Consider the following 12,866-nt stretch of genomic DNA (forward strand, 5'->3'; position numbering starts at 1 on the left):
ATATAACATTGCAATCGTTATTGCTACATATGTTTTAATTGTTCTAAAACTTTTTTAATACCTATTGTAGCCATTTCAGCAACAACCGTTAAATTTTTACTACTAGTTATATTAGGTTTGGGGTCAATAAAGTAAGCAGGTGTATTTTGTGGTACATAATGCATTAAACTTGCCGCAGGATATACTTGCAATGAAGTACCTATTATGATTAAAATATCGGCTGTTTCACATATGTTTATAGCTTTCAACATCATAGGAACATCTTCTCCAAACCACACAATATGAGGTCTTAGTTGATAACCATTTTTACATAAGTCGCCTAAAAATAAATCCGTTTTCCATTCTTGTATATCAGTTTCATCATAAGTGCTTCTCACTTTAAAAAGTTCACCATGTAAATGAACAATATTTGTACTCCCTGCTCGCTCGTGTAAATCATCTATGTTTTGTGTTACGATGGTTACTTGGTAATCTTTTTCAAGCCCAGCCAAATCATAATGAGCCAAATTGGGTTCCACAGTTAAAAGCTGTCTTCTACGTTGGTTGTAAAAATCTAAAACTAATTCGGGGTTGTTGGCAAAGCCTTGTGGTGATGCTACTTCCATAACGTCGTGTCCTTCCCATAAACCATCAGCATCTCTAAAAGTTTTAATGCCACTTTCGGCACTCATACCGGCACCAGTAAGTACAACAATGTGTTTTTTCATTTCATAAAAGTAATTAATCTGTCATTCTGAACAAAGTAAAGATTCTCATTCAATTTTATTAAATTCGATGTTTACTTTAGGTATGATTGATTTAAAACTTTTAGAATATTTAGAATCGTATTTAACCGATAACAGAAAACAACGCTTTGAGACTGTTTTAGTGCAGCGTACCAAACATTTTACTGTAGCTACGGAAGATGTGTATCAACTGCATAATACGAGTGCCGTCATACGAAGTTGTGATGTATTTGGAATACAAGAAGTTAATATTGTTGAAGAACGAAATACCAAACGAATTGATAGAGAGATTGCTATGGGCTCTCAAAAATGGGTAGACTTGAATAGATACAAAAATGTAAAAGACTGCATAGTGAGTTTAAAACAAAAAGGATATCAAATAGTTGCAACTACACCGTATAGCACTGATTGTTTATTACAAGATTTTGATGTTACCAAAAAGTCTTGTTTTTTCTTTGGAAGAGAAACAGAGGGATTATCTCAAGAGGTTTTGGATGCCGCCGATTGTTATTTAAAAATTCCTATGGTAGGTTTTACCGAGAGTTTAAATATTTCGGTTTCAGCTGCTATTATACTTCAGTATGTTACAACAAAATTGAAACAAACTAACATTAACTGGCAATTAACCAATGAGGAATTACTGGAAAAACGCTTTGATTGGTGCATAAAAACCATTAGAAGTAGCGATAAAATAATCGAACAGTTTTACAATGCAAAGTGAAAATTTAGTAAATTTAAAGGTTTAATTAATAGGATTTATTATGTATATCGTTGTTTATATTATAGTTGCGCTTATAGTTATTTTAGGTTTTTTAGCATTAATAGCACCGAAGAAGTACGATGTTAGTAGAAGTATAATTATAGAAAAACCAATATCGGAAGTTTTTAATTATTTAAAATTGATTAAAAAACAAAATGATTGGTCACCTTGGAAAAAGAAAGACCCACACATGAAACAAGAATTTATTGGAACAGATGGTGAGGTTGGTTTCATTTCAAAATGGGAAGGCAATAAAGATGTTGGAGTAGGTGAACAAGAGATTTTACGTATTGTTGAAAATGAGGTTATCGAATCACAATTACGCTTTTTTAAACCATGGAAGTCACAATCAAATGCTTATTTAAAAGTTGAAGATTTAGGTAATAATAGAACTAAAGTTATCTGGGAATTTTCAGGAAAAAATCCGATACCATTTAACATCTTTATGCTGTTTTTTAATTTTGAAAAAGCCGTAGGTAAAGATTTCGAAGAAGGGTTAGCTAGCTTAAAAATACAATTAGAACACTAAATACGAGTCAGATGAAAAATAATATGGTAGGTTGGTTTGAAATTCCTGTAAATGATATGGATAGAGCCAAAGCTTTTTATGAAGCTATTTTTAAAGTTGAAATTGCGATTCATGATTTTGGTGGGATGTTAATGGGATGGTTTCCATTTGAAGAAGGAAAAGAAGGAGCAGCAGGCACTTTAATTAAACAGGAAACTTATATCCCTAGTCAAGAAGGAACATTGGTTTATTTTATATGTGACGACGTTCAAAACGAATTAGATAGGGTAAAAGCCGCTGGAGGAATAATTTACCAACCAAAAACTCAAATATCACCAGAGCATGGATATATGGGAGTATTTATTGATTGCGAAGGCAATCGGATAGCCCTACATTCTAGAGTATAAAAAAAGAGGAAACTTTTATAAAGTCTCCTCTTTAAATCTTTCTTTTAAATATTAAAGTCTTTTGCTTCTTCCTCTACTTAAAAGTTTATATTCTTCATAGCATTCGCTAATAGCATCTAAAATTTGTAAATCGTTTGCAGTTTGTATAAATCCTTTCGAATAGTTACACTGACTAACAATTTCATCTAAATCTACACGATCTACTTGAAGTAAAACAGTAAGCATTTCTCTATCAAATCGTGATGCTAAAATATTTCTAATTTCGTCATCTTCCTTCATCTTTTTTAGCTTACGCAATTCGTTAGGCTTTTTCCCAAACATACGATATAAAAAATCCGCAGGATTAAATATTGAACCGATTACTTTAGTGACTCCAGACTTTCTACTCGCCTCATAGCCGGTACTTGGTAATCCAGAAATACTATAACGATAATTATCATTAATCGCAGGTACTTGTTTTATATCAACTTCTAAATACCCCGTTAGTTTTAACTGATTTACAACCACTTCTTCAAGAGCTAATGCCAATTCAGTTAGTTCAATATTAGCGCTTCCAAACTTTAACCAGTCGTTAGTAACTCGAACCTTAATAGATTTAAACCCTAAATAAGAAAAATGTAGAGTATCGTTAACTTTAGCTGAAATTGAAAATTCTCCTTTATTATTTGTTGAAGTTCCTATTACTTGATTAAGGTTTACAATATTAACGTTCTCTAGAGGCGTTTCATCAGTTGAATTTATAACTACACCCAATACCTTATCCGTTTCTTGTGCCATAATAGTACAAGTAAACAGAAGTGTTAAAAAGAGTATGTAATGCTTCATCTAATATTTTGTTAACGCTAATTTCGTTATAAAAGTACTAAAGAAATAATAAGTAACCCTTTAGTATCTTTATTTTGACTTAAAATTAACAAATAGGTTTATTTTTATCGTCTAGAACGTCTAGGTCTCGAAGCTGCAAACTCGCCTGAATTTGAGTGTCTTGGTTTTGAGGTTCCTTCACTACGTCTTCTATCACCTCTGTTGCCCGAACTATTGCTCGAGCTTGAACGTTTTTCACCCCGTCTTTCACCACCGCGTTTATCATTGCGTCTTCCGCCACTTTTTCTATCGCGTCTTCCACCTCCACGGTTTTCAGACACTTCAACATTTACAAAACGACCTTCGTGTTTAAAGTCTGTAAAGTGAGCTAAAACTTTCTCTTTAAGTTCATTTTCTGTATTGAAAAAGGAAAAACTATCTTTTGTTTCAACTTTAAAAACATCATCTCTTTCAAGATTTAATTGCTCTTTTAAGAAGTCTTTTAACTTCATCCAGTCAAAACCATCTTTTCCACCAACATTAATAAAATAACGAGTTGAGTCGTTTTTACCACCTTTAAAATCACGTCCACCTTCTCTATCTCTATCACTAGTGCTTTCTGAAACATTTAGGTTTTTCGATTTTTGATAATAATTATAGAATCTTGTAAACTCTACAGAGAAGAATTTTTTAATTAATTCATCTTTGCTAGTGTCTTCAAACAACTCATTTATGCTTAATAAATATTTATCAATTTCATGATTAATTTCTGTATTGTGAATTTTATTAGCAAGTGACATAAGTTGTACCTCACAAATTTCCATCCCATCAGGGATGTCTTTTTTCACAAAAGCTTTATTGATGATACGCTCAATGCTTTTTATTTTACGTACTTCACTTTTTGAAACAATAACCATTGAAACGCCGGTTTTACCAGCACGTCCTGTTCTTCCTGAACGGTGCGTGTATGTTTCTATTTCATCGGGAAGTTGGTAGTTTATTACGTGTGTTATATCATCAACATCAATACCTCGTGCAGCAACGTCGGTCGCCACAAGCATTTGTATTTGGTTGTTTCTAAACGATTTCATAACTAAATCACGTTGATTCTGACTTAAATCCCCATGTAAAGCACCAGCATTGTACCCATCTTCAATCAAATTTTCAGCTACTTTTTGGGTATCGCGTTTGGTTCTACAAAATACTACTGAAAAAATATCTGGATTCGCATCTGCTAATCGCTTTAAAGCAGAATAACGGTCTCTTGAGTTTACTAAATAATATTCGTGAGATACTTGGCTCGTACTTTCATTTTTATTTCCAACAGTAATTTCCTGCGGATTTTCCATGAATTTTTTAGCAATTACCGATACCTCTTTTGGCATGGTAGCACTAAATAACCAAGTACATTTGTCAACTGGTGTATATGATAAAATATCGTTTATATCTTCATAAAACCCCATGTTAAGCATTTCATCAGCTTCGTCTAAAACGGCATATTCAATTTTAGAAATATCAACCAATTTTCGGTTAATCATATCCTTCATTCTTCCAGGTGTTGCTACAATTATTTGTGCACCTCTTTTAATCTCTCTAGCTTGGTCGGTTATGCTCGATCCACCGTAAACCGCCACAACGTTTAGTCCTTTACAGTATTTGCCATAAAGTTTCATTTCGTTGGTAATTTGTAAACAAAGTTCACGTGTAGGTGATAAAATCAATCCTTGGGTAGTTCTGCTATCAATATTAATTTTATGAAGCATAGGAAACCCAAAAGCAGCAGTTTTTCCTGTACCAGTTTGCGCTAATGCAACTAAATCGGTTTCTGAATTTAATAAAATTGGAATGGCTTTTTGTTGTACTTCGCTAGGTTCTGTAAAACCTAAATCAGTAATGGCGTGCAATAGGTCGTCATTAAGACCTAAATCTTGGAATGTGTTCATTTTTGTATAAGTATTCGATTATGTTATGTAGTGCTACATAAGAAGTGAATCGACATACTTAAACCTTAACTTCTTGTAACACATCCTCACCCTGAGGAATTTCAAGCGGCAAAGATACACTAATATTTCGGATTTACTATTTTTCATTTTCGCGTTCCTGTATTTCAGCTTATTAGAATGTATTCATGGGTTTTAGGGCGTTTTAACACGCTTTCACAAGTCGCTTTTTTTGTTTTTTCACCATGAGCGCAGTCAAACGGACTTTAAAAACAAAAAAGAGCTCCAACAATTGTTCAATCGTTAACGCAAACATTAACTGCGATTATTTATTAATTAACTCTAAAACATGGTTTAAAATAGGGTTGCGATTATCTTTACTCCAGATGGCAGAGAGGACGGTTCGCTGTTTGATTTTATTAAGTTCAATAAATTTTATGTTGGGATTATTTTCAACCTGTAAGGATTTTGGAACGATAGATATTCCGAAATTATTTTCTACCAACTTATAAATAGAACTCGCATGAATAGTATTATGCGAAATCTGAGGACTAAACCCGTTATCGTCAAAAATAGTCATCACTTTTTCATAGTACGATGCACTGTATTCAGGATCAAACAGTATAAAATGTTCGTCTTTAAGTTGTGAAAGCCTTTTAAAATTTACGTTGTCAATAGGATGTTCTTTAGGTAGCACTAAACAAAAAGGTTCATTCAAAATAGGTTTTATTTCTAACCCTCTAGGGATGCGCTCTAATCTCACAAACCCAATATCAATATCTTGAGACAATAAACCCTCAATCTGTTTCTGGTTGTCCATTTCTTTTAAACTAAAAATTACATTAGGATGGTCTTCTGTAAATTTTAATAGCAATTCAGGAATGATTTTATGCATTGCAGAACCCACATACCCAAAGTTTAACTTACCATCTTTACCGTCTTCTAATAATTTCGCATGATTTAAAATAGTATCTAAATCATTAAGGTTTTTGCCTAAAGCCTCTTTTAAATATAAGCCAGTAGGTGTTAATTTTACTTGTCTGTTATGCCTATCAAATAGTTTAACATGTAACTCCTTTTCCATTTCTTTTATTTGGCGACTCAATCCTGGTTGAGAAATAAAAAGTTTTTCTGCAGCTTTTCTAAAGTGCAAATTTTCAGCAACAGCCAAAAAATATTTTAAGTGTCTTAGCTCTATTTGATAACCCATAGTTATTAATTTGTGATAATAATAGTATTATTAAGTATCAAAATTATCAATAATTTTGTAAAAACAACTATTAAATTGAAAATGTTTATTTACGGAATTGATAGACTTACAGTAAAAAATGTCATTGCTATTTCCAATGGAAACTTAAAGGCGATTTTAACAGATTATGCCATTTCAAAGATTCAAGAATCAAGAAAAAAGGTTGAAAAAATGGCAAGCTCTACCAAGGCAATTTATGGCATTAATACCGGATTTGGGCCTTTATGCGATGTTAAAATTTCACCAGAAGAAACTAGCTTGCTTCAGAAAAACTTATTAATAACTCACGCAGTAGGTGTTGGAAATCCTATTTCTAAAGAATTATCTAAAATCATGATGATTTGTAAGGTTCATGCCTTAAGCAAAGGGTTTTCTGGAATTAGAATGGAGGTCGTAGAACGCATAATTTATTTTATAGAACACGATTTGCTTCCAGTTGTTCCAGAGCAAGGGTCAGTTGGCGCATCAGGAGATTTAGCACCCTTATCACATTTGTTTTTACCTTTAATTGGTGAAGGCGAATTTTGGATAAATGATGAAATAGTACCTGCTAAACAAGTTTTAGAGAACCATAAGTTAGAGCCCATTCAATTGGAAGCAAAAGAAGGTTTAGCTTTAATAAATGGTACACAGTTTATTCTGGCGCATACCATTACAGGCTTAAATAAAATGAAGTATTTGCTCGATTTAGCCGATGTTGCTGGAGCAATGAGTTTAGAAGGATATCAAGGTAGTGAGTCGCCTTTCAAAGAGTTATTACATAGTATTCGCCCATTTAGGGGTAATATGAAAGTTGCAGAGCGCATGCGTATGTTGTTTAAGGATTCAAAGAATATTAAATCTCACGAAAATTGTGCCCGAGTACAAGATCCATATTCTATGCGTTGCATACCGCAAGTGCATGGTGCATCAAGAAATGCCTATTATCATTTAAATGAACTCGCTGAAATAGAAATGAATTCGGTTACCGATAACCCGATTGTGTTAAGTGATACTGAAGCTATCTCTGGAGGAAATTTTCACGGGCAACCCTTAGCTATGGCGCTAGATTATTGTTCCATTGCCGCATCAGAATTGGGTAACATTTCCGACAGACGTTGTTATTTGCTTCTTGAAGGTAAATTTGGTTTACCTCGGTTACTAACAGCAAGTGGAGGTTTGAATTCTGGTTTCATGATTCCACAGTATACAACGGCTGCTTTAGTAACTGAGAATAAATCCTTATGCTTTCCGCCATCGGCAGATAGTATTCCAACATCTTTAGGGCAGGAAGACCATGTGTCAATGGGAAGTATTTCGGGTCGTCAGTTCAACCAAATTTTAGGAAATATTGAAAAAATATTAGCTATTGAATTGATGTACGCTGTACAAGCTATGGAGTTTAGGCGTCCGAATACCTTTTCCAAAATATTGGAGAGGAACTTTAAAATTATAAGAAGCAAAGTAGCTAAATTAGAAGAAGATAGAATTCTTAAAGACGATATAAATGCTTTAATTACTTTGGTGAAAAATCAAGCATTTGTTGTAAAATAGAGAGTTATGACGTTTAAAGAACAAATATTACAGGGCATTCCAAATGAGTTACCTCCTAAATACGAATATCCAGATGGTGTTAACAGAGCACCAAAACGAAAAGATATTTTATCAAAAGAAGAAAAACAATTAGCCATACGAAATGCGTTACGCTATTTTTCGAAATCTTGGCATGAAGTACTAGCACCTGAATTTGCTGCAGAATTACAAGATTTTGGTAGAATCTACATGTATCGCTTCAAACCAGCGTATAAAATATTTGCCAGGGCTATATCAGATTATCCAGCTAAATCTCAACAGGCTGCGGCTATCATGCTCATGATTCAAAATAATTTAGATTCAGCAGTAGCTCAACATCCTGAAGAACTTATAACTTATGGAGGAAATGGCGCTGTGTTTCAAAATTGGGCGCAATACTTGTTAACGATGAAGTATTTAGCAACAATGACGGATGAACAAACGCTACACATGTATTCTGGTCACCCAATGGGATTATTTCCATCGTCTAAAAATGCACCAAGAGTTGTTGTTAGTAATGGTATGATGATTCCAAATTATTCCAAACCAGACGATTGGGAAAAGTATAATGCGCTTGGTGTTACTCAATATGGGCAAATGACAGCAGGTTCGTTCATGTATATTGGTCCGCAAGGGATTGTACATGGAACTACTATTACAGTAATGAATGCCTTTCGTAAAATTTTAAAGAAAGGAGAAAACTCTAATGGTAAAATATTTTTAACTGCTGGTTTAGGAGGTATGAGTGGTGCGCAGCCAAAAGCGGGAAACATAGCAGGTTGCATCACTGTGGCTGCTGAAGTAAACGAAAAAGCAGCAAAAAAGCGTTACGAACAAGGTTGGGTAGATGTTTTAATTGATAATTTGGACGCTTTAGTAATAAGAGTAAAACAGGCGCAGGAAAAAAATGAAGTAGTTTCCATAGCTTTTATTGGAAACGTAGTAGATGTTTGGGAGCGTTTTTATTATGACAATATATTTATACATGTAGGTTCGGATCAAACCTCATTACATATTCCTTGGACTGGTGGTTATTACCCCGTTGGAATTTCTTATGATGAATCCAATAGATTAATTCGAGAACAACCAAAGCTATTTAAAGAAAAAGTACAAGATTCGTTACGAAGACACGCTGACATAATCAACAAACACGCTTCTAGGGGCACTTATTTTTTCGACTATGGCAATGCTTTTTTATTAGAAGCTTCACGTGCTGGAGCAGATGTGATGGCTGATAACAATATCGATTTTAAATATCCATCCTATGTCCAAGATATTTTAGGGCCTATGTGTTTTGATTATGGATTTGGTCCTTTTCGATGGGTTTGTACTTCAGGCAAACCAGAAGACTTAGACAAAACCGATGAGATAACTGCTGAAGTTTTACAAGAAATCATGGAAAACTCACCAGAGGAGATTCAACTGCAAATGCAAGATAATATTACTTGGATTCAAGATGCCAAAAAAAATAATATGGTGGTAGGCTCACAAGCACGAATTTTATATGCAGATGCTGAAGGACGAGCTAAAATTGCGGAAGCATTTAATAACGCTATTGCAAAAGGTGATATCGGACCTGTTGTTTTAGGTCGCGATCACCATGATGTGAGCGGTACAGATTCCCCTTACCGAGAAACCTCCAATATTTATGACGGTAGTAAATTCACTGCGGATATGGCTATTCATAACGTTATTGGAGATGGTTTTAGAGGTGCTACTTGGGTGTCTATTCATAATGGTGGTGGTGTTGGTTGGGGCGAAGTGATAAATGGTGGTTTTGGAATGTTATTAGACGGTACTAAAGAAGCAGAAGCCCGATTAAAAAGTATGCTTTTTTATGATGTTAATAATGGTATTGCTAGAAGAAGTTGGGCAAGAAATGATGAAGCTATGTTTGCTATTAAAAGAGAAATGGAACGCACACCAAATTTAAAAGTAACTTTACCTAACTTAGTTGATGATAATTTATTAAACGATTTATTTTAATGATAACCCTTTTTAAAAATATCAAAGAGCTCATTCAAGTTAGAAACGAGACTATTTCGTTTGTTTCTGGCAAGAATATGAATGTTTTGCCTACCATAAAAAATGCGTATTTATTGGTTGAAAATGGCATTATAGCAGATTTTGGTTCTATGAGTAATTTAAAATCTATGGATGCTGATGAAGTTATAGATGCCACGGGAAAAATGATATTACCTACTTGGTGCGATTCTCATACACATTTAGTTTATTCAGGAAATAGAGAAAGTGAATTTGTTGATAGGATTAAAGGATTATCTTATCAAGAAATTGCCAATAAAGGTGGTGGAATTTTAAATTCAGCGAAAAAACTACAAGAAACATCAGAGGATAATTTATACGAACAAAGTAAGGTACGACTAGAAGAGGTTATTCGGCTAGGAACCGGTGCTATCGAAATAAAATCGGGGTATGGCTTAACCTTAGAATCCGAACTAAAAATGCTCCGTGTTATTAAACGCTTAAAAGAAAATTACACGGTTCCTATAAAAGCGACTTTTCTTGGTGCTCATGCAGTTCCTTCTGAGTTTAAAAACAATAAAGAAGGGTATATAAAATTGCTTATTGAAGAGGTACTTCCTCAGGTAGCTCAACAAAAACTAGCGGAATATATGGATGTCTTTTGTGAAAAGGGATATTTCTCGGTGGAAGATACCGAACGTATTTTACAAGCAGGAAAAAAGTATGGCTTAACACCTAAAATTCACGTTAATCAATTCAATTCTATAGGCGGTGTACAAGCAGGCGTTAAGTATAAAGCGCTTTCAGTGGATCATTTAGAAGAAATGACTAATGAAGATATTGAAGCCCTTAAAAACACCAAAACAATGCCCGTAGCTTTACCTGGTTGTTCATATTTTTTAAGCATTCCATACACACCAGCAAGAAAAATGATTGATGCAGGTTTACCTTTAGCTTTGGCGACCGATTATAACCCTGGGTCTTCACCTTCGGGAAATATGAATTTTGTGGTTTCAGCTGCTAGTGTAAAAATGAAAATGACGCCTGAAGAGGCTATTAATGCTGTAACCATTAATGGCGCTTATGCTATGGGTCTAGAAAAAGAAGTTGGTTCTATTACCGTTGGGAAGCGTGCCAATATAATCTTAACAAAACCAATTAATTCTTACGGTTTTATACCATATTCTTTTGGGAATCCTCAAATTGAAAGCGTTTATATTTCAGGAAAGAAAATAGGTTAATTTATTTAGAGCGTTTCAACACATTTTTCTGCTAATTAGTAGATTCGATTAGATATTTTTTTGTAAGGTTTCGTTTAATCTGTTCGTTTATAGTTAGTTGTGAAAAATAGGTTATGCTTTACCTAGTATGATTATTCGAAAAGAATAATCACTTCCACTTAACCAATTAACGCAATAATGAACTATACGCGTTGTTAGCCATAGAAATTTTTCTGCTAGATTTGTTTTCAATTTATCCACAAGCTCGTCAACCTCATTTCCTCAATACACTTTTATTGTCACTGTATTAAGTCAACTGTTCTGATCAGAAAATGGACTCGTCTTGAATACTTAGAACAAGCAGGATTTACCAGCCTTCAGGCAATGGATCGAGTAATTGCACGATGGCCGATGGAAGAGGAGATTCTGGCAGGTTATGCAACACATTCGCGTATTTGCGATCCTGAAAACCATTTGCCGCATCCCAATATAAACGTGCTGCGCTGTCATTGCTATGGGATCGAATTTGCTTTATAGGCCATTCTTTCTCACCGAGGATAAATGGCGTCATATAGTCGACTGCGAGTGCTATGCAACGGCCTTCTAAACTGCGATAGGCAAATAGGTCGTAGTCGAGATGGCGACCAAGGCGAGCCACAGTAATCAGAGCTCGAGCATTGAAAATACTGTAGTTTAGCGACCGGGTGCGGATGAGCTCCTGTGGTTGGCGGCCATCGATGAAGACCTGGGAAAATATTCGTGTTGGCATGTCATCAAGTTGTTTTCGTGCCAAATCAAAGTTTTTTCCATACAGTGCGTAAAGAATGAGTTGAGCATTGTACCAGGAACCATGGTTATTCGGTTGCATGGATTCTTCGATACCTTCGGGACTTTCCACCATCCAGGTTGCAAATTGGTTAAACCAACTCCGCAATGCGTTTGCATCCTCTTCTGTCCATCCTGGAAAGGATTCCAGTAGAATCGCGCAATCAATCACCCAGTGCATACGCCATGCCTCTAGGACTCCCGATGGACTATTATAGTTGTGACCACGGCGTTTCTGACCGAACTGCACATTAGGGTTCATCTTCGTTTTAGGATCTAGGAACCATGCGCGTAATTGCTCAACAGCGCTTTCTGCATAGCGCTTGTTGCCAGTGAAATACCAAGCGGGTACCAGAGACGTAACTCTGTCAACCATAGCTTCCATCCGTGAGACGTCTGAAGTAATACGATCGGGATTTACTTCTCCGTCACGCCATATATAAGGACCCTCTGGATTCTCAGTATCTGGCCACCAATAAGGACTATAGCTGTAGTAGTCGTGTGGGTTGCCACTAGGCGGTAAGTCTCCCTCGTCAACTACGTTGACAATAGCTTGCTCAAGCGCGGTATCGGCGTATTCAACGACTTCTTTCAAGGCTGCGACTAAATTAGGATTGCCTACTGCAAGTCCTGCTTTTACTCGCAGGAGTTGGTCGCCTTGACCAATCAGCAAGGGTGGTGTGGTATTAGGTTCCCTGTTTTGGGTAAAAGCGAATGCTGAATTTAGTATTAATAAGAATGACAACAAAAGGTTGTGGAAACGTAGCTTAAGTAATATATTCATTGGTTTCGGGTTTTTAATTGGCTACAATGCAATGATATGAACTTTTCTAATAGTGAAATAAGTTCAGAACAAGTAAACGAAGTTAGTTAATTTTCCGTGTAAAATCAAGC

11 protein-coding genes are annotated in these 12,866 nt (G+C 35.2%); 6 read left to right on the top strand and 5 right to left on the bottom strand.

The window, feature by feature from the left end:
* Positions 1-23: 23 nt before the first annotated feature.
* Positions 24-707: an SIR2 family NAD-dependent protein deacylase gene (locus L3X39_RS12225; RefSeq protein ID WP_237232108.1), complete on the bottom strand. Its 684-nt coding sequence runs from the start codon at positions 705-707 to the stop codon at positions 24-26.
* A gap of 82 nt (positions 708-789) precedes the next feature.
* On the opposite strand from L3X39_RS12225, the gene L3X39_RS12230 reads away from it, so the two are divergent.
* Genes L3X39_RS12230 through L3X39_RS12240 form a run of 3 tightly spaced genes read left to right on the top strand, consistent with a single transcriptional unit; the run spans position 790 to position 2,400 of the window.
* Positions 790-1,446 carry a TrmH family RNA methyltransferase gene (locus L3X39_RS12230; protein ID WP_237232109.1) on the top strand — a complete coding sequence of 219 codons (657 nt, stop codon included), beginning with the start codon at positions 790-792 and terminating at the stop codon, positions 1,444-1,446.
* A 40-nt stretch (positions 1,447-1,486) separates the two neighbouring features.
* Positions 1,487-2,014: an SRPBCC family protein gene (locus tag L3X39_RS12235; RefSeq protein WP_237232110.1), complete on the top strand. Its 528-nt coding sequence runs from the start codon at positions 1,487-1,489 to the stop codon at positions 2,012-2,014.
* Positions 2,015-2,025: 11 nt separating this feature from the next.
* A complete protein-coding gene (locus L3X39_RS12240) occupies positions 2,026-2,400 on the top strand; it encodes a VOC family protein (protein WP_237232111.1) in 375 nt (124 codons plus the stop codon).
* Between the two features lie 51 nt (positions 2,401-2,451).
* Here the strand turns inward: L3X39_RS12240 and L3X39_RS12245 are convergent, their stop codons facing one another.
* From L3X39_RS12245 to L3X39_RS12255, 3 genes are all read right to left on the bottom strand, one after another.
* A complete protein-coding gene (locus tag L3X39_RS12245) occupies positions 2,452-3,225 on the bottom strand; it encodes a carboxypeptidase-like regulatory domain-containing protein (RefSeq protein ID WP_237232113.1) in 774 nt (257 codons plus the stop codon).
* Between the two features lie 104 nt (positions 3,226-3,329).
* Positions 3,330-5,147 (bottom strand): DEAD/DEAH box helicase, encoded by a 1,818-nt coding sequence (locus L3X39_RS12250; protein ID WP_237232115.1) that lies wholly within the window; start codon positions 5,145-5,147, stop codon positions 3,330-3,332.
* Positions 5,148-5,469: 322 nt separating this feature from the next.
* The gene (locus tag L3X39_RS12255; RefSeq protein WP_237232116.1) at positions 5,470-6,354 is read right to left on the bottom strand and encodes a LysR family transcriptional regulator; all 885 of its coding nucleotides are present in this window, start codon (positions 6,352-6,354) and stop codon (positions 5,470-5,472) included.
* Between the two features lie 81 nt (positions 6,355-6,435).
* On the opposite strand from L3X39_RS12255, the gene hutH reads away from it, so the two are divergent.
* From hutH to hutI, 3 genes are read left to right on the top strand one after another with little or no spacing between them, the layout of a single operon-like run.
* Positions 6,436-7,926 carry a histidine ammonia-lyase gene (gene hutH, locus L3X39_RS12260; RefSeq protein ID WP_237232238.1) on the top strand — a complete coding sequence of 497 codons (1,491 nt, stop codon included), beginning with the start codon at positions 6,436-6,438 and terminating at the stop codon, positions 7,924-7,926.
* Between the two features lie 6 nt (positions 7,927-7,932).
* Positions 7,933-9,930 carry a urocanate hydratase gene (gene hutU / locus L3X39_RS12265; RefSeq protein WP_237232117.1) on the top strand — a complete coding sequence of 666 codons (1,998 nt, stop codon included), beginning with the start codon at positions 7,933-7,935 and terminating at the stop codon, positions 9,928-9,930.
* Positions 9,930-11,168, top strand: coding sequence for an imidazolonepropionase (gene hutI / locus L3X39_RS12270; RefSeq protein ID WP_237232118.1), 1,239 nt, complete (start codon positions 9,930-9,932; stop codon positions 11,166-11,168). Before hutU ends, hutI begins: the two co-directional genes overlap by 1 nt.
* Positions 11,169-11,514: 346 nt before the next feature.
* On the opposite strand, the gene L3X39_RS12275 is transcribed toward hutI, so the two are convergent.
* Positions 11,515-12,756 (bottom strand): alginate lyase family protein, encoded by a 1,242-nt coding sequence (locus tag L3X39_RS12275; RefSeq protein WP_237232119.1) that lies wholly within the window; start codon positions 12,754-12,756, stop codon positions 11,515-11,517.
* Positions 12,757-12,866: the final 110 nt, after the last annotated feature.

The organism is Flaviramulus multivorans, assembly GCF_021728415.1.
Lineage (GTDB): Bacteria > Bacteroidota > Bacteroidia > Flavobacteriales > Flavobacteriaceae > Sabulilitoribacter > Sabulilitoribacter multivorans.

Bases quoted from the DNA above. Each gene is read 5' to 3' on its own strand.
- L3X39_RS12225 (WP_237232108.1), bottom strand. From the start codon at position 707: ATGAAAAAACACATTGTTGTACTTACTGGTGCCGGTATGAGTGCCGAA.
- L3X39_RS12230 (WP_237232109.1), top strand. From the start codon at position 790: ATGATTGATTTAAAACTTTTAGAATATTTAGAATCGTATTTAACCGAT.
- L3X39_RS12235 (WP_237232110.1), top strand. From the start codon at position 1,487: ATGTATATCGTTGTTTATATTATAGTTGCGCTTATAGTTATTTTAGGT.
- L3X39_RS12240 (WP_237232111.1), top strand. From the start codon at position 2,026: ATGAAAAATAATATGGTAGGTTGGTTTGAAATTCCTGTAAATGATATG.
- L3X39_RS12245 (WP_237232113.1), bottom strand. From the start codon at position 3,225: ATGAAGCATTACATACTCTTTTTAACACTTCTGTTTACTTGTACTATT.
- L3X39_RS12250 (WP_237232115.1), bottom strand. From the start codon at position 5,147: ATGAACACATTCCAAGATTTAGGTCTTAATGACGACCTATTGCACGCC.
- L3X39_RS12255 (WP_237232116.1), bottom strand. From the start codon at position 6,354: ATGGGTTATCAAATAGAGCTAAGACACTTAAAATATTTTTTGGCTGTT.
- hutH (WP_237232238.1), top strand. From the start codon at position 6,436: ATGTTTATTTACGGAATTGATAGACTTACAGTAAAAAATGTCATTGCT.
- hutU (WP_237232117.1), top strand. From the start codon at position 7,933: ATGACGTTTAAAGAACAAATATTACAGGGCATTCCAAATGAGTTACCT.
- hutI (WP_237232118.1), top strand. From the start codon at position 9,930: ATGATAACCCTTTTTAAAAATATCAAAGAGCTCATTCAAGTTAGAAAC.
- L3X39_RS12275 (WP_237232119.1), bottom strand. From the start codon at position 12,756: ATGAATATATTACTTAAGCTACGTTTCCACAACCTTTTGTTGTCATTC.